This is a genomic window from Acidipila sp. EB88 (assembly GCF_003858395.1).
Lineage (GTDB): Bacteria > Acidobacteriota > Terriglobia > Terriglobales > Acidobacteriaceae > EB88.
Map to the genome: position 1 here is coordinate 79,833 of NZ_QWEV01000001.1, position 16,832 is coordinate 96,664.

General features: G+C 55.4%; 14 protein-coding genes. 3 read left to right on the forward strand and 11 right to left on the reverse strand.

The features are described from left to right. Positions 1–7: 7 nt before the first annotated feature. On the reverse strand, positions 8–2,680 hold the full coding sequence (locus tag D1Y84_RS00390) for an N-6 DNA methylase (RefSeq protein WP_124846759.1): 2,673 nt from the start codon (positions 2,678–2,680) through the stop codon (positions 8–10). 106 nt (positions 2,681–2,786) lie between these two features. On the opposite strand from D1Y84_RS00390, the gene D1Y84_RS17760 reads away from it, so the two are divergent. Continuing rightward, positions 2,787–2,948 carry a hypothetical protein gene (locus D1Y84_RS17760; protein WP_158615237.1) on the forward strand — a complete coding sequence of 54 codons (162 nt, stop codon included), beginning with the start codon at positions 2,787–2,789 and terminating at the stop codon, positions 2,946–2,948. Positions 2,949–2,996: 48 nt separating this feature from the next. Here D1Y84_RS17760 and D1Y84_RS00395 read toward each other — a convergent pair whose 3' ends face one another. The 4 genes from D1Y84_RS00395 to D1Y84_RS18765 form a co-directional block, all read right to left on the reverse strand. Then, positions 2,997–3,692: a DUF3800 domain-containing protein gene (locus D1Y84_RS00395; RefSeq protein ID WP_124846760.1), complete on the reverse strand. Its 696-nt coding sequence runs from the start codon at positions 3,690–3,692 to the stop codon at positions 2,997–2,999. 203 nt (positions 3,693–3,895) lie between these two features. Next, entirely contained in the window at positions 3,896–4,291 is a 396-nt protein-coding gene (locus D1Y84_RS18760) for a DUF4113 domain-containing protein (protein WP_124846761.1), read from the reverse strand. Further along, on the reverse strand, positions 4,201–4,863 hold the full coding sequence (locus tag D1Y84_RS00405) for a hypothetical protein (protein WP_124846762.1): 663 nt from the start codon (positions 4,861–4,863) through the stop codon (positions 4,201–4,203). Before D1Y84_RS00405 ends, D1Y84_RS18760 begins: the two co-directional genes overlap by 91 nt. Next, the gene (locus D1Y84_RS18765; RefSeq protein ID WP_370245678.1) at positions 4,796–5,212 is read right to left on the reverse strand and encodes a DUF1016 N-terminal domain-containing protein; all 417 of its coding nucleotides are present in this window, start codon (positions 5,210–5,212) and stop codon (positions 4,796–4,798) included. Before D1Y84_RS18765 ends, D1Y84_RS00405 begins: the two co-directional genes overlap by 68 nt. Before the next feature lie 343 nt (positions 5,213–5,555). On the opposite strand from D1Y84_RS18765, the gene D1Y84_RS00415 reads away from it, so the two are divergent. Further along, a complete protein-coding gene (locus tag D1Y84_RS00415; protein ID WP_124846764.1) occupies positions 5,556–5,837 on the forward strand; it encodes a hypothetical protein in 282 nt (93 codons plus the stop codon). A 532-nt stretch (positions 5,838–6,369) separates the two neighbouring features. Here D1Y84_RS00415 and D1Y84_RS00420 read toward each other — a convergent pair. From D1Y84_RS00420 to D1Y84_RS00445, 6 genes are all read right to left on the reverse strand, one after another. Continuing rightward, positions 6,370–9,051, reverse strand: a complete 2,682-nt coding sequence (locus D1Y84_RS00420; protein WP_124846765.1) for a dynamin family protein — start codon at positions 9,049–9,051, stop codon at positions 6,370–6,372. Positions 9,052–9,056: 5 nt separating this feature from the next. Continuing rightward, on the reverse strand, positions 9,057–9,482 hold the full coding sequence (locus tag D1Y84_RS00425) for a hypothetical protein (RefSeq protein ID WP_124846694.1): 426 nt from the start codon (positions 9,480–9,482) through the stop codon (positions 9,057–9,059). Continuing rightward, complete coding sequence (locus D1Y84_RS00430; RefSeq protein ID WP_158615232.1) at positions 9,466–11,250, reverse strand: dynamin family protein; 1,785 nt, start codon at positions 11,248–11,250, stop codon at positions 9,466–9,468. Before D1Y84_RS00430 ends, D1Y84_RS00425 begins: the two co-directional genes overlap by 17 nt. Then, positions 11,250–13,094: a dynamin family protein gene (locus D1Y84_RS00435; RefSeq protein ID WP_124846696.1), complete on the reverse strand. Its 1,845-nt coding sequence runs from the start codon at positions 13,092–13,094 to the stop codon at positions 11,250–11,252. The genes D1Y84_RS00430 and D1Y84_RS00435 overlap by 1 nt, the downstream gene beginning before the upstream one ends. 1,395 nt (positions 13,095–14,489) lie before the next feature. Further along, entirely contained in the window at positions 14,490–14,960 is a 471-nt protein-coding gene (locus tag D1Y84_RS00440) for a site-specific integrase (RefSeq protein WP_233580889.1), read from the reverse strand. Next, a complete protein-coding gene (locus D1Y84_RS00445; protein ID WP_124846766.1) occupies positions 14,942–15,514 on the reverse strand; it encodes a site-specific integrase in 573 nt (190 codons plus the stop codon). The genes D1Y84_RS00440 and D1Y84_RS00445 overlap by 19 nt, the downstream gene beginning before the upstream one ends. 171 nt (positions 15,515–15,685) lie before the next feature. Here D1Y84_RS00445 and D1Y84_RS00450 point away from each other — a divergent pair, with 171 nt between their 5' ends. Continuing rightward, complete coding sequence (locus D1Y84_RS00450; RefSeq protein ID WP_124846698.1) at positions 15,686–16,270, forward strand: hypothetical protein; 585 nt, start codon at positions 15,686–15,688, stop codon at positions 16,268–16,270. The last annotated feature ends 562 nt before the right edge of the window (positions 16,271–16,832 follow it).

The following is a 16,832-nucleotide window of genomic DNA, read 5'->3' on the forward strand; positions in this document are numbered from 1 at the left end:
ACGCAATCTACACTGCCCTGATCGTCTCGCTCCTTACGCCCAAATCGAGCAGCCGCGTTCGGAGTGCATCGAACCGCCTCACAGCACGCGAGATTTCTACTTGCTGCTTTATATCGAATCCGTTGGCTGAAGCCGGGATTTCTACTTCGAGTTCACGGACTCGCTTGGCGAACAGCTTGGCTTCATACAGGAAGCCGCCTCTATCAACGGCCGCCCTCAAAGCGATTGCCAAGTAGTCAAGATCGATGCTTGCGTCCTTTATCTCAACGACTATGACGTCATCCGTAATGCCGCACCGATCTCTCCGGACATAGACTTTCCCGACGCTTGCCCCGTTCGCATTGACAGTGACAATAGGACGGGTCTCGATCGTTCCACCCTTCGCCTCCTCAAAAAATGACCCTGCTACAAACCCTTTCACTTCTCGTTCGGTCTTGAAGCAGCTGTAGATCGGAAGATTGCCTGGGTTGTCTCGAATCTCCTTGCCTGTCACGCGCGTTCCCGAGCGAACTTCAAAGTACTTTGCATCACTCATGCTTAGCTTCTTAATATCTCCAGACGTGAGTGCATTTAAGTCGGTTTTCGCTACCTCTAGATCGGCACTTATCTCTTCCAGTTCGGCTCGCGTCTCATCTATGAAGTCCATTCGGCTGATCGCCGAGTCCTTGTGGCCTAGAGCTACGGATTCATCTTCAGTCCAAAAGCGGGAAACATCCCAACGATCGTTCTCCGTAAACTCTACTGCCGGCACACTCTTGGCAATTTGGGCCCCATCCAATGCGCCGGTGACCCCATCGCTATGGGCAACGAACATCTTTGCTATCTTTTCGAGATCGTTATCAGCTGGAGTAGGAATGCGCTCCCAATTCAAGGTTTCGCCTATCGTGCTCGCTATTCCGCAGAAGACGTCCGGCCTGTTGTCGGCAGGACTGTGGCGTTTCTCCAGACCCAAGATGTAAGTTAATTGCGCTGTATTGAAGAAGGTATTGCGAGGAAGCGCGATAGATGCAAGGAGATTGCATTCATCCAGAATCCGCTTCTTGGGTCCTGGATCAGTGCGGTTGAGAAGACCCAGAGGTACGATCACGAAAGCTCTTCCACCTGGCTTCAGCGCTCCGGAGATGTATCGAAGGAATAGAGCCTCTACTCCTAATCCGCTCCGATCATAGTAGTCTCTAAGCTCCACTCCATTTACGCCCGTCCCTGCTTCGCGAACCTCATCCTTGTAGACGCCACTTCCTTTGGTGACGTACGGAGGATTTGTAAGGATGATATCGACCGTCTCTCGCGGAGGATTCTGTAGTGATCCGAGTGTTTCGTTGGTGTTCATCAGAACGAAAGTCTCGGCCATTAGTTGGTTCAGAGCACTTAAGGTCGTCAGCGGGTTCCGGACTGCTTCGGCGAAGTGGATCAGAGTGTTCGCTTTGGCTAAGATGTGCGTGTTCGCATCAACATCAACGCCGATGAGACGAATGCGTCTGCGTACTTGACCTTCACTGAAACTGGTATTGTTTGCAAGCGAAGGGACGATCAGGGGCGGTTCTAAAACAAATCCACCTACGCCGGCGGCTGGGTCGAGTACGATTGCGCCGTCCTTCAGGTTCTCTAGACGAGCCATTAGGATCATGGAACGAACAATGTTTCTCGGCGTGAAAAACTGTCCAAGCTTTTGCTGGCGCGCGCTGCGCTTGAGGAATGTTTCGTACAGGCGTAGCTTGAACTCGAGATCGATTGTCGTTAGCGGTCCAAAATTCTGGAACTCCCTTAGAATTTCCATGAAGATGCGGTTGAATCCAGCCAGGGTCACGCTCGATGATCGTAGAAAAGCGAATCCGTTTATCACGGAGGTCTTGGAAACGATTGTCTTCAAGCCAAATGTTGAGCTGACAAGCGGATCCACCGCCAGAGTATTGTCGGGGAAAAGACTCTTGATGAACGGTCGAATCTTCGAAACATAATATTCAATAGCTGTTACGCCTTGCTGCTCTTGAAACTGCTTCGGGTCAGTCAGCAGGCCGTAAAACCGGTAGGCATCCGGGAGAGACTTGAGGGGAAGATTGTCAGAGAGAAACTTCAGAACGAAGATTTCGACGAACGTTAGCAGGCATTGTTTGGGCTCCTCCTTAGTGGCGTGCCAGATCATCTGCCATACGGTGTCTGCAAGAGGAGCGGGATCTTTGGCCACTCCCGCATCTCCCACTATCAGGTTTGCTAACACTCCCGGACCGAAATCGCGAGTTTCGGGGAAGTAAACCACCTCTCCGGCGAGAAGTGATTTTTCGACGTCGATGTACATCCAGTTCGAACCATTGGAGATGGCCGCTATAGTGGTGCCCATAGCAGCACCTGCAAAAAGAGCCTGTTCGGCCGCTTTCAGAACCTCCTTCGAACTCCGAAGTTTAGTGGGAGCTTTTTGTTCGGCGTTCGCCACAACCCTAAGCTTGCCCGCGTCGCGTCGCAGGAAGACTCGGTCCGGCTTAGCATTACCAGGTTTCTTCGGTGCTGCATAGAGGGTCCAGGGGAAACTGACCGACTCGGGAATTAGTAGGTCGATACCTACAGCTTTCAGCTCCCGGACGCTGGTGCCACCAATGTTCATTGCTTCGAAATCGCCGAACATCTCTCCACGTAGCTTCCCGTTTACAAAGTAGTTCCGCTGATTCAGCTCTTCATTAGACATTGTCCGTTGTTCACCTTTTATGGAGGACCGCGACCGATCAGATTCGAACTGAATCAGCCGAACTCACTTCGATTAGATTGAAGTCAAGTCTGGATCGGGTTCTAGCGTGCCAGAGTTCAAGCCGGATGACCTTGCATCAGAGCAGATTGTTCGTCTCGATCCCACTCAGGAAGCTGAGATCGCCGGGTTGGCGCTTCAATCAGCCAGGTTGCGAGCGAAAGCAGACCTGCTCGAACGTGAACTTACTCTGACGCCGAAAACATCTTGACGGCCTTCATCTCCTAGCTGAAACGGCACCAGCTGGGAGTTCGACAAGCTAGCGGATGTATAAGCCGTGAGCTACCCCACCATCATGGTCGAAACATGGATAGATGACGTCGTAATATTTCGAGTCTCCATGTTCAAAATGACGATACATTGCATAAGCGACGAGATCTGCTAGTTGGATAAGCCGTGAAGCCCGTGAATCGAGAAACACGGGTACTTCGGCGAAGTTTCTAATTTTTCCATAGGTGTGACCACTGTGCTTGAATTCTCGGGCGAGTGTTTGTATTCGTTTTTCCGTTGAGCACTCATCAAAGATCATCAACCCACGATGTGTGTCCTGTTGCTTTAGATGAAGCCGCGTAAGATACATGTCGAAGCGGCTGCTTAGCTGCTCAAAAGCAACCTCAGACATCTCTTTACCAGTGTGGTTCTCCTTCTGGAGCACTGCGCCAATAAGACGAGGCCTGTGCTGTCGATCCCGTATCCCAACACTCAGAGCATCGATGATCGCCTGTTCTCGTACATCTCGCGGTTGATGTTTCCAGAAACCCTTGCCTGAGCGCATAGGGCTTCCATGAAGCTCCACAGTATACGGTTCTTCCTTGTTGAAGCGTGCTGCAATTTCGTTTAGATCTCGCTCAATCCAGTGCGTATTGCGCTCGAATACTGAAACACCGGCGAGTATGAAAAACTTTTCGGTGGGATTTCCAATAGCGCCGGATTCGTCAACGTACAGAAGGTGCATCTTTCCCATCCCAAAAGCGAAAGGGCTGCTCAGGAGCAGCCCTTTAAGAGATCGGCCAGGAGAACCGAAGTTCTACGCACCGCTAAAATGCAGCGCTCCCGACCCACTTCAGTATAGCTCACAATGACGATATTAAATCAAACACAAACCTGCCCGATTTGTGTTTGAACCTTGCGGCGCACCACACGTGGATCAGCTGATTGTTAGCTTGCACGCACCTTCGGCAGCTCATCCCACCGTGTAGTCCATCGTGGCGAGCGATGCTCAGCTCTGAGTTTCCAGGCGTCCTTTGACCCTGCCCCGAGAATGCGTACGGTATCACGCCCGAGGGTGGCATTGAGCTTATTCATGACCTTCCATGCCTGTTCTCTACGATCCCGATCCAGCTCGCCCCAGAGGGCCGGTTGCCGGATGGTTTCAGGCAGCAGCTCCGTAATCATAATGCCGCACTTTGAATGCCGAAAGCCGTCGCGCCAGAGCCGTTCTCCCAAGCGCTCGGCCAGGGAGATTACTTCCCCGGTGTCGTTGGTTGTTTCCGCGAACCGGGCCGGAGCACCGTTGGCATAGAACGGATCGTTGTTGAAGGTATTTGTGTGCATGAAGACGAAATATTTTCGGCGGCGACCCTGTAGCGCCGCATTTTTTCCGCCGCACGAGTAGCGTAGCTGGCGATGGCCTCCCGCATCGGCTGCCAGGAAGTGACCGGAGCCCCGAAGCTGCGAGTGACGGCGATTCCCTTCCGGGTCGGCTCTATCAGTTCCAAAGGCATGCAGGAGATCCCGCGCAGCTCGTATACCGTGCGGCCCCCGGTCACGGTCATAAGAGCGCGGGCGTCGTCCGGTTCGAGGGCAGCTAGGTGCGCCGCCGTCAGGATTCCAAGCTTCGCGAGCTTTGCGGCCGAGGCTCCGCCGATGCCCCAGACCTCTTCGACCGGCACGGTGGGTAGCAGCTCCGCCCGCACGCGGCTGGAACGCAGATCGCAGACCCCGCGATACTGCGGACGTTCCTTGGCGATGAAGTTGGTCACCTTCGCAAGGGTCTTCGTAGGTGCAATGCCAACACAGGTGGGGATGCCGACCCAGCGGTGAACGCGGTCGCGCAGCTCACGAGCCAGCGGCTCGACTTCCCTGCCGTTGAACTCGCTCAAGTTCAGAAAGCTCTCGTTCGGCAAACGGCTTCGTGAGCGTCAGGAAATCGAAATTGTAGGGGTCACGCAGAAGCTGATTCGCCATGTCTGATCTAGGCGGCGGGAGGGTTCTCTGAAAGTTCGAGAGGGTCTCCCCTTCCCTTTCGTGAAGTTGGCCAGAGATCATATGCACCAGAATGTTCTGGCTCCGACCATTCTCCAAGGCAGCGCGGAGGTACCACTCCCTCGTCGGCCGGTCCTTGACCCGGTCTAGAACGCGCAGATTGTGGCCCCAAGGCAATTTGGCAATAAGCTGTTGCAAGATTGTCGTCTCGGGCCAAGCCTCGGCAAACGTACGCATGTACCGGAGATTCCGCGGACTAAATCCTTCCACACCTAGAAACGACTAGGCGATGCGAGAGGTTGGTTGGCGATGGGTGGTCGGCTTCCCCGTGGACCGCCGAGATCGCGGTCAATCGGCGGGTGATGGTGGTAGGTTTGTGGGTTGCGCCGAGCGCGGCCAGGTAGAGGGCCCGTTGCCGGTTCAGCTGGGAGCGACTGGAGGCCGTGCTCCCCGCACCATGCCGCGAAGTGGCGCCAGTCCGCGGCATAGGCGCGGCGGGTGGCCGGGGATCTGGCGGCCCGCACGTACTGGTTGGCCGCCTCCGCCGTGCGCCAAAGCGGGTGCTTTGAGGGTTCAGCACTACATAGACCCACAGGGCAGAGACGTAAAAAGAATGCACCCTGTCCGCATTTCAGACAAGGGCGAGCAAATGGTGATTTGGGCTGACATCGTCACCGCCAAACCTCAGCATATGAGAGTTTCGCTTGCACAGAACAGGCAGGGTATCCTGGCTGACTGTGTTGCTCATAGCACCACCGTTGAGTCCTATAACGCCAACAACAGGCACCAAGCAACCCTAGATCTATTCGACTACAACTTCAATTCTGATATCGAAGATAAGAAGATGCCAGTTGATTACCCTGACGAGCCGCCATCGTCACCTGACGGCGAATAGCGGCATACCTCTATGTCGAACGACCCTTTAGATGAAGGCCTCGCTGCAAATGATTCGAGGAACCTGAGATTCCGACTTTGCATTTCCCCGGACGGCTTGATCTCTAAGATTGTGCTGGTCATAGATTCTCGTGAGTGAACGGTAAAGGCTCTCTGCGACGACGTTATTGCGGCGCAGCCCGGCCAGATCCTTTTTAGCTGCGCTTGTAAGAGCGGAGGACCGCAAAGCGCGCTCAAGAACGCTCACTGACGAACGACGCTCATCATCCTCAGAGAGTACGGCCATGAAGCTGCGGTGGAGACTGGCTTCCATAGCGTGGACCATTGAAGGTCTGTCATCTGTTAATAGGCCCTTGCATTCGAGCTCGGTTAGGTGATCTCGATCGTCGCACTCTCTGAGCTGCTCTTGCTACGCTAGTGTGGTTGACTTTACCTAGAGCGAGGATCGCAGCTGCGTCGCTTACCCTCCCGTAAGTTCATGGTGAGGTGTTTTGTCATGGTCAGACAAACTAGCTCGATTGCGCGCCATCACATCAACCTAGTCGGCCAAGGATTTCCGCCCGTTCCGAAGCAAGAACATGCGCTGGCTTGCTGTCATCTTCATCGCCGTAACGCTTGCTAGTCTGATAGGAAAATGCTTCCACATACTTATCTTGGCTTGGATCGAAGCGCCACACCGTCACATTGTAGAAGTGTGCACCAAAATGCGATTCCCCATCTTTCCACACAAAGTCGGCATGCACCAAAATGGGAAAGGGTGATGCACTCGGAATCGACCACATTGCGCGATCGCTCACATTAGTCGCGCTTACAAAAGGCATAAGATTGACGATTCTGCCGCCACTGGCATCTTTCTCATACCGCAGTATGGCGATTCGCTCAAGTAAACCACTCCCGCCGGCAGAAAATGCTGCAGAGAAGAACACCCACGATCCTCCATTTGCGAGTGGCAAACGCTCTGTACGGGGATCTAATGCAAATTGATAGGTAAGCGTCGCAGCAGCTGTTGTGGTATGCGGAGGCATTTGAAAGCAGATATCCGGCCGTTGAAGTAGGCACAGCTTCGCACCTGAGATTGGAAAACCATCCCTATCAAGTTGCCCCACCGACTGCGTAAAGCGAGGAAACTCTGAAGCCTCAGCCGTCTTCTGATCTTGGAAATCTTGACCCACACTTACTTGCTGTGCAGGCAGAGAAGATGCAGATTCTGAGAGAGTATTCACGCCTTGGACCGCCCCTTCCGTCAATCCCTGCGAGGCTTTGAGGCGCTCATCGTGACTAGGCTCAAGGCTCTGAGGGCTTGCAGCGTCAGCTTTCACCCTCGCATCGACTGCTGCGCGTATATCGCTTGACATCAAAGGGCCGTTGCGGCCTGCGCGCGGCCACAAAACAAATAGGGAGATCAAAAGGAGACAGCCCAATGCCGCCACAAGCATGAAGAAGCGGATCGAATAAGACTCCTCTTTCCTCGGCCCTTCTGGGAGGAAAGGCGGCAAAGGCAGGAACGGGATCGTCACAGGATCAGGGAGACTTACGAGAGAGAGCGTCTGATAGTGGTGAGGAAAGGTTGCTTCGGCGCGGAGCGCCTCGGATAGCTCGGGCAGTAAGAAGACGACTTCGGCGTAACCCTTCGATAGATCAAATAGGCCCCATGCTCCTCTCTCGAGAACTTGGGACGCGAGTCGGCATCCAGCTCGACTTTGCTCGAGCTGATGCAAGAGTGAGTTGTAACGCTGACAAATTAGATTTCGATCTTCGGCAGCGGCCGTTAAGAGCGTATGTATTTCCTTAGCTAACAAAGGCAATGCTTCGGCGCAAAGATCGTTCGATTGCTGGCGTCGGTGAATCAGGCTCTGTTGCTTCTCCCGAAGAGAACGCTTGTCCCGTTCCAGCTCACCACGGCGTTGATCGAGCTCCCGCCCCGTTCGATCCAACTCCGCCCTTTTGCCCTTAAATAAAACAGGTTCGGTGCCGAAGAAGCCGGAGTTTTTGTATTCAGCCTGGGCCTCATACAGGCGAGCTCGCTGCTCATTGAGTGACTTTTGGCGCAGCTCCCAAGAATCCCACTTAAACCGCATCTCTTCTTCGAGCGAGACTATAGATAGGGTGCTGTCTGCCGCCTCCTTAAGCGTGGACCGAATCTCTATTGGCAAGTGTTCAAAGAAGCAATCCTTCGCAAGGAGGACGGCGGCCACGGCGTTCCCTGTTCCAGAAAAGCGTTCAGCAGCGGACCTGAGGAGAGCAAACTCAGACTCCAGCGCCCCGTTTCTCGTGTTCAAGGAGTCAAGCTCCCGGACAATGACAAGCCGTTTCGCAGCTGAAGCTTTTAAAACCTTTCGCCACTCCTCAAAAGCTACGTATATGGCATAGCCATCCGCATTGCCATCAACCAGATCCGCAAGTTGGCCCTCGAGAGCAGCGAGAAGGGCACCTCGATTGCTTCGCCGCAGCATGTCTTGGTCAGAGGCTCGAAAGCTTTCAAGGGCCATTTTTGCAGAGATAGGTACTACCTGCTTCGGGCGTGAAATTAACCTGTCCACTCGCTGACAGATGGCCTCAATCGGATCCTCGTCTGGATCAAGCTCATCCGTCTGATTAAGCGCAATGAGAAGCTTGCATCTTTCAGGTAGCCTTTGGATTTGTTCCAGGTCGCTCTTGCTCATCGGCTGCAAGGCAGAGGTGACCCAGACCGCTACTCTCGCCCGCTTCAGGAATCTCTGCGTGCCCAAGGTGTGTGACTCGATGATCGAGTTCAACCCCGGCGTGTCGACCAGCGTTGCACGCTCGAGGATCGCTGCGTCGACACCAACCTCTATGTGCGACCACGACTCCCTAAGGGGAGCCAGAGATGAATCTCCCTCTGCTGAGATCTGGCTTAAGGAATCCATGTCCCCGAACCACGCGTGGCGACCCTCTTTGAAAGCCTGGATGGCGGGTTTACCCAGACGGGGAGCCCGCAAGAGGGTTACGACCGCCGTCGAAGGTAGTACATGCATGGCAAGTAGCGGACGCTGCAAAAGTGCATTCAGCAACGTAGACTTACCGGCGTTGAAGGCGCCTAAGACTACAACCAGAGGAGGCAAGAGGACGTCATCGGCGGCTGAGCGGATCAGGTCGGCCGTTTCACGTAACTCAGGAAGCTCCCCTAAACGATCAGCAGCGTGCCTGAGAGCTCGGCTTATGTGAGTAGCGGTCGCAGGAACCAGATTCTCCATTTCGGCTAAAAGATGAAGTCGGGAAAGTTGTAGTCGCTGCTATGCACGAGCGGATCCTCAAAATGCATTACAGTCTCGAACCCGCCGCCGTGCGGGATGCTGCTGCTTACCAGCACTCCTGCATTGTCGAGTAGGTCGTGGCCGCCATGCACATTTCCACTCAACGAGCCCAAAGGATGCATTTCTCCAGTGTAGAGCTGCGTGTGCCCGTGTCCATCCGGGATACTTCTCTCGACTACTTGCCCGTCTAGGGTCACGTCGTGGCCGCCCATTGCATTTGATCTCACGGTCTGGTGCAGACCATCAGCGGTAAACACGTCGATCTGATCCTGGAAATGAACGTCCGTCGAAGTGAGATGACCATTCTCGAAATATTCGGTAAGCAGACCTTCATGGATGGCTTGATGGATGTCGTTAAATTCGGAACTCATGTGAGACAGCGCCCTCCGCTCCTTGAACTCTTGAAATGATTCCTTGCAGTTCGTCTAAAATCTCTGCGTACTTGGGTTGTTGAAAGCTTGTCCATTGATCATCGAGCACCGACCTCGCGACAATCTCTCCTCTGGCGGCATGAACTTCTGCTTCTGCAAGCCTTCGGTACTGTTCTTCTGCAGCTGCTCCTAACGCCTGGAACTGCACGCGGATTGAATCCAGAACCGAGGAGCGAAATGCGTCGTGGCTCGCACAGAGCGCAGCACGTACACCGGGGATGAGTGTCTGTTTATCGCGTTCGGTAGACCCTTTCAGTAGCTTGTCTTGCAGGAATGGTAGTCCAACAAGACCGATGAGAGGAAACATTGCGAAACCGACTGCTTGAGCGGCGACCATGGCCAATCCCGCAATCGCACCGGCCTTGATCTGCGCAGAGGCAAACTCCGGCGGAACAGTCATTTCGATGGCTCCGGCCTGTTTATCGATGGATACAGCACCCAGTCGCAGGAGCGGCACTTCTGTGTGGAACTCGCGGCCTAGTGCGTCCGTGAGACCGCAATTGACTTGATGGAACAGCTTCTGAAGAACGGGCGTACGCGAATCCACCCACATCTTCAGACGGCGTTTCACGGTTAGTGGCACCTGACCTACTGCCTGACGAAAGTCGCGGCCCCCATAGTTTTGCAGCTGATCAAGGATTTCTTCTTCCATGGTTTCGCGGAGACAATCCATCGACTTTGCCGTCATCGCTAGCAGTTCTTCCTCGCGATCACGCAGCCAGATGGCCAGTCGTTGCACCTTCTTGAGGCGCTCTTCAAATACGTGCGAAAGCCTGCTCACTTCCAGTTGTAGTTGATCCTGCTTGAGCGTAGAGAGACGGAGTCGATCCTCTACTATGCCTCTGAGCCTGTTCACTATTGAGAGAAGGCGCGACCTGAATCGGTCGACGCGTTCTTCTGAGTGCTGACTCCTGTTGATTGTCTCTAAAAGCCATCGCTCTAATGATGCAAAGCCTGTGCCCTCATCGGAGCCACCAGATTGTGCCTCCTTGGCAGAGATCGCGATCACATCGCAGTTTTCGCCAACGCTTTCTCGAATTCTGCGACCGGCAAGTCGAACTGCGTCACCTCTTTCCTCAACCTCAAGAAGATCTATAAAATTTGCAAGAAAGAGAAGCCTCGAAACGTCAGCCTGCATGACTGTGGTCTGCAGGAAGTCCATCTCCGATTGCGTGACAGGGGTGGTGGAGTCTAGGAGAAAAAGCACGGCGTCGGCACGGGGGACATAGTGATACGTGACCTCCACCCTTTGCTTGTTTAGATCTGAAACCCCCGGAGTGTCCACGAAGACCGCTCCCGTTTCGAGCAAAGGATGTGGATAGCCGACGTCGACGAAGCTGATCCGTGACAGGTCGGCTTCGCTGCCGATGTACTGTTCCATCGCATCCTTGCTCCAGGGCAGTTCTTCTGGGGAGCCTTCGTTATAAAAGACCCGGACATAAGGCTCCCTGGCGTAGCGCAACACGGTGATGACCGATGTCGTCGGCAGTACTCCGACTGGAAGAGTTCTTATGCCAAACAAGGCGTTGAGAACTGAAGTCTTCCCGCGATTGAACTCTCCGAGAACAACAACTTTAAAAGGATCCTTCAGGTCCTCGGCCCACTCATTTAGTTCGCCCACCTCACTCAACGCGCCCAATGATCGCGCAATCACCTGTGCACGTGAAGCATTCTCAGCGAGGCTTTGCAAAGCTCCACTTTGCTTCACTATCGTCTACCTCGCTCCAGGCCGTGACGCACTTCACCTACACGAGTCTCAAGGGACTGTAACCTGGCATATTCTGAAGCGCGATCAGCTTCGGCTGCGCGGATCCGAGCAAGAGAAGCGGTGTGAACAGCCTTGAGGTCGGCCAATCGACCCTCGAAGCTGGCTTCCAGAGCCTGAATGACATCCGAGACCTTCATGGCCCACGCATGTTCGAATCGCTTGAGAGTGTTTGGAATCGTAGATCTGTAACGCTCCTCCAGGGATAAGCGTACTTTGGCCATCATCTCTTCTCTTCTTCTGTTCTCCAGCCAATCCAAAATGCGCCCCCCTCCGAACCAGCCAGTAGCGATGGCAAAAGGGAATGCGATTGGAATAAAGATCAGCCCCATAGCAGCGGCCCCGGCTCGAATCAGAAACTGGTGTTCGCCCGTCAGCAAAGGCTCTTCGAGAGTTTGTGCGATTTCGGAGGAACATTTAAAGCCAAATATCTCCGGTCCCAGGCCCGAGAGAATTAGAGCTTCGCTAATCTGCGCATGAGATGACTCTAGCGAGCTTCGCATTGCGGCTTCTTGCCAGTCGTTAAGCTTCACATGGAGCAATCTTTGGAGACTCGCAACTTCTTCCTCTATCCGCTGCTGGATCTGCTCGCTGCTCAATTCTTTGTAGCCCTGCCTCAAGACACCTATCGCGACGTCGGCCACTTTGTGAAGCTCGCCACGTAGCTTCAGGGCGATGTCCCTGCCTCCCTGCTCCAAATTCCTTCTGAGACGGGCTATCTCGGACGAGAAAGCTGTGGCACCCTCTTTCCACCGATGATTGGCTTCCGTCTCCGCCGCCAGCAGTCCGGGCAGGTCCGAACCTAGCAGCGTTTTGTGGCAGGTGAGAGGTCCTGTAATCAACTGCTCACAAAGGCGCAAGCCTTGCATGCGGGGCCTTGTCAGTTTGGAGTCCATTCTCTCAAAGAGTAGAAAGTGAGCTAGATCTTCCTCAAACGTCCTGAATCGAGCTTCCCACTCGAGATCTTCCTGTTGCTGCAACCGAGCGCGTAAGACTGCACGAGCGGATACTGAATACAGCTTGGCTCCTGGCGCAATCGAGGCCAGACGCTGCGAGATCACACTCGTCACTTCTTGAAGTTCCGATTCATTCAGCCTGTCTGAGTGGTTAAGCACGAAGAACAGCTTGCTGATATCAGCGCTTAGCACGCGATCACGGAGAAAGTTCATCTCAGTCTCTGTCAAAGCCTGCCTGGCCGATAGAAGAAAAACGACAGCATCTGAACGGGGGATGATGTCAAACGTGATCTGTTCCCTCATCGGGTCGAGGTCGTTGGTGCCAGGCGTATCTAACAGACGAACACCCTGGTGTTCAACACCAAAAGGGTGGCGAATGACCACCCTTTCAATTTTTTGCAACTGTGTTAGACGTTGTTGAAACTCTCGCCTCTCGCTGTCATCGTCTGCGGGTTCAACCGGTGCGATGAGGCTGTTAAACTCGGCTGCCGAGATAGAAGCTTCTTCGCTCCCATCACGATAACAAAGGAGAAATTCAGTTGCGCCACCATGAACGATTTCGGTCAGGACAGTAGTGGTCGGAGCTACGGAGGAAGGGAGAATCTTTGCCCCCATCAACGCGTTGATGAAGGTTGACTTGCCGCGCGAGAACTCCCCAACTACAGCGATCTGAAAATCGTCAGAATCCAAGTTGCTACGAATTGCGGAGAGAGCTTGTTGAATGCTCGCTGCATCAAGTTGAGCGGCCATCTCGGAAAGACTTTGGAGAAGAAATCGAATCCGTTCACGCTCCTCCGCAAAAAGAAGGAGATCCAGGTGCGATGTTTTCACTCAGCGACTCCTCTTCATGACTTTTAACAGATTTTTCTATTGTTCAGCGCGGATGAATGAAAATCGCTGCCAAGCTATTCAGTACCAATTGCAACTGCTATGCGTTTCTGTTCAAGATCAGCTCGAGGTTCATCCATGTACAGCAGGACGAACTGGTAAGGGCTCGCCAAGCTCTCCTGAAGCACGAAGGAGCACGCCGCTACGTTGTTCCTATGGGTGCAGAGAATAATGGCGCCGGGATTGTCGTCCGGGAATGCGCCTGAGCTACAGCCATGATTCGACCATACCTGCCCATTCGCCGATGGCCTGTCGGGTCAAGATCTACTGGATTCAGGTCGATCGACACGCATCGCTGCAGAAGGGATCCGTAGAGGACCAAGCCGACGTAACAATGTTTGGACTCGCGTACTTCTGGCACTCCCAGTCAGGGAAGTAAAATGCGCAGAGTTCCAGAAGGAACGCTTGCGACTCGGATGACCCAGTAACGCACTCTGAAGTTAGTGCTCGAATAGCCGTCAAATAGCCGGCTGCACCCGATTCCCTTCGGGCTTCAGGAGTGCGGCTGCCATCTCTCCCCCTAAGGTCAGTGATCGACGTCATCATTTGCTGCCACGGCGATCCTCCGCTCCGATCAAAGAAAGCGCTTGAACGTTCGTATCGGGGAGTGCCTTAGCAGTATCTTGATTTCTCGAGGCGGCACCGGCCAAACGTCACAGTGTGGCGCAGACGTTGCGCAGGTCATGGGACCGGAGCGGTCGATCCCGACTTCCCTAACCGCAGCAGTGAGGAACGCCCAGATGACCAGCCATTCATTTTTCCCTAACCTTATCGCCCTTGAGATGGAGCGCAGCAACGGTCGGCCTCCACCGTTCCCGCCGCTAGCCAGGCATGAATATCGTGCTTCAACCAAATAAATCTGCTAGGGTCCGGATCAGGCTCCCTCTTGGGGAAGGAGGCGATCACCCAGTTGCTCTCCCGTATCTGAGTATCTTCAACGATGAGTGGTGCCAAGGCCCTGCAATTCCCTCTCTGTTCTTTCCTCAGCCACGTCTCGCAAGCGGGCGCCGTCTGCCGGAGGTTCGGGATCTTGGTGAGGCTCGCGACGTCCCGGCCGATCCCAGCCACCCCGCCTCGCCTCGCCTCCTTAACCATCTTCCCGAACGACTGCGAGCCAGACGTTTGCAATCGAGGCGCTAGCGCTGCTCCAGAGTGGGCCAAGCTGCAGCATTCAACTCCCCATTCGCTTCCCTTCGGCAGTACCCAGACGGCATAGTGGCGACCTGCCCACTAGGCCTGCCTGGATACACAGAGAACAACTCCGGGCCGTAGTTTCGCGAAACATGAACAGTCCCACGCTTTGTTTTGGTCGCTTGATCATAGGTTCCCGGATGCCAGCTACAGCCCGAGCTTCCCCGCTGCGGTCTGCCGCAGTTTCTTGCCTTCGCGGATGTAGCGACGGACCATGGCGAGCGAGCGATGCCCGGTTTGCTGCATGATCTCGAGCTCGGTTGCGCCCTTGAGATACGCCTGGGTTGCGAAGCCGGCGCGCAGAGAATGGCCGCCATAGTGCTTCGCGGCCAACCCGGCCCGTTTGACCGAGCGCTGCACGATGACCCCGATCGAATCCTTATCGAGGGCCATCCCCACGTTGCCGTGGCGATCGACCCGGCGGAAGACCCGGCCCTCGGTGAGGTTGGCCCGCTCGAGCCAGCTTTTCAGCGCGCGGACCGGGCAGGTCTCGGGGTGTTGCCCAAGCGGGATCTCCACTTCCCTGCCCTCGCCCTCCTGGTCGGTCTTGGAGCGCTCGAGCCGGATCGTGATGCCGGTTTTGTGCCACTCGAGCTTGTCTATCGATAAGGTAGCCACTTCCGACCGGCGGAGCCCGCCTGAAAACCCAACCAGCAGCAACGCCGGTCGCGGGCGGCAAGCAGTCCGCCCTCGAGATGATCGAGGACCCGGATGAGCTGGGTGACCGAGAGCGGCTCTTTTGCTTTCTGCGAGGTCCCGAGCGTCCGGCGGATGCCGTGCAGGGTGTCGGCGACCAGGCGATGCGAGAGGTTGGCTGGCGACGGGTGGTCGGCTTCCCCGTGGACCGCCGAGATCGCGGTCAATCGACGGGTGATGGTGGCAGGTTTGTGGGTCGCGCCGAGCGCGGCCAGGTAAAGGGCGACCGTCGCGGGTTCCGCCGGGAGCGACTGGAGGCCGTGCTCCCCGCACCATGCCGCGAAGTGCCGCCAGTCCGCGGCATAGGCGCGGCGGGTCGCCGGGGATTTGGCGGCTCGTACATACTGGTTGGCTGCCTCGGCCGTGCGCCAGAGGGGATCGTCCGGAGCCAGCTCCGGGAGAGAGGGCTTCGTGCCGGCGAGTGCGAACGGTGAAGAACGCAAATGCGAGGGTCGATCCAGGTCCACTTCGTCCATCGCGCACTCCCGTTCGGTAGGCCCTTTTCGGCCTCTCAGCCGACGATAGCACGCTGACCCCTGAGAAGTATCTCTTATCACGCATCAGAAATACACACCCCAGACACGCAATATTGGCAGGCCGGCCAACAATGAGGTAGCCTTGGGAGAGCTGATCTGGAGGGAGAAACCATGTCCCGGACCGTGTCCTGGCGGCATCGGGCCGGCGCGATCGCCGAGCGGGTGCGGCATTCTGTGACCGAAAGCTGGACCCGGCGCGATCTCGAGCGGGTCTTCGCGGTCCAGCGCGTCACCGCCCAATCCCTCATGCGCGCCATCGGCGAGGTCCAAAACATCGGCGGAACCTACCTGGTCTCCCGCGCCGCCCTGCTCCGCTACCTGGAAGCAGTCGACTCTGCGGACGACCTCACGGCTGCCCACCGCGAACGGCTCCTGTTCGCCGAACCTGTGCCTCGGCCGCGGTCGCTCAAGGTCGACCTCCCCGAGGACCTCCACGCCGTGATGCTCCGCGACCTTCCGCCTGAGATCCAGATCGAGCCCGGCCGGATCGAGATCCGCGGCGCCGATCCCGCTTCCCTGCTCCAGAACCTCTACCTGCTCGTACTGGCCCTGGAACAGGATCTCGGCTCCATCGAGGCCTCCCTTGAGGCGCCCCCTGTGCCCCGCCAGGTTCCGGAAGTAGACGAAATGCAGGAAATGTTCGAGCGATTGCGTCGCGATGAAAAGCGTCTAGCGAAACCTCAGATACAAGTGTAGGGGGCGCCACGTCGACTCACAGCCCGTGGCACTCCGTTCAATAGCTTGCAGGAACAACGCTTCCGTGTTGAGCTTTGGGTGGGATGATAGCGCTTGGGTGATGTAAACCCCGCATCTTTATACCGGTAGCTAGTTGGTAGCTAGCGACTAGCTACCAACTACAAAGCTGATTATGATCACAAGCGCCAGCAGACTACCACGCTTCGCTTTTACCGGCCCTGTCGGCTCAGGTGCTGACAAAACTTGGATGCATCACGCTAGAGGTTAAGGCTCCTAAGCCGCACACAACTGGCACTTGGACGCAGTTTGGTGACCACCTTCTCGAATGCAACGACTGTTTACCATTCGCTCAGCCACTATCCCATCGCTGTAATGCCGACATCGAGAACGTAAATGTGCGCAACAATTACTTGCGGCTCCTCAAGGTCTAACAGGTGCGATCTAAGCTAAACGAGTTCACTGTATGGGAAAGGAGCACCCTTCCTAGCTCCTATGCCCGCGCGGATGCCTTGCAGCCGCTGAAGTTGCTTGGATTAACCCCGTTTGCACACTATAGCAGGTA

What these genes read in the sequence shown, in the direction of transcription:
- D1Y84_RS00420 (WP_124846765.1), bottom strand. Translation starts at nt 9,051, where the DNA reads ATGGAGAATCTGGTTCCTGCGACCGCTACTCACATAAGCCGAGCTCTC.
- D1Y84_RS18760 (WP_124846761.1), bottom strand. Translation starts at nt 4,291, where the DNA reads ATGCACACAAATACCTTCAACAACGATCCGTTCTATGCCAACGGTGCT.
- D1Y84_RS00390 (WP_124846759.1), bottom strand. Translation starts at nt 2,680, where the DNA reads ATGTCTAATGAAGAGCTGAATCAGCGGAACTACTTTGTAAACGGGAAG.
- D1Y84_RS00395 (WP_124846760.1), bottom strand. Translation starts at nt 3,692, where the DNA reads ATGCACCTTCTGTACGTTGACGAATCCGGCGCTATTGGAAATCCCACC.
- D1Y84_RS00425 (WP_124846694.1), bottom strand. Translation starts at nt 9,482, where the DNA reads ATGAGTTCCGAATTTAACGACATCCATCAAGCCATCCATGAAGGTCTG.
- D1Y84_RS00450 (WP_124846698.1), top strand. Translation starts at nt 15,686, where the DNA reads ATGTCCCGGACCGTGTCCTGGCGGCATCGGGCCGGCGCGATCGCCGAG.
- D1Y84_RS00445 (WP_124846766.1), bottom strand. Translation starts at nt 15,514, where the DNA reads ATGGACGAAGTGGACCTGGATCGACCCTCGCATTTGCGTTCTTCACCG.
- D1Y84_RS00415 (WP_124846764.1), top strand. Translation starts at nt 5,556, where the DNA reads ATGCACCCTGTCCGCATTTCAGACAAGGGCGAGCAAATGGTGATTTGG.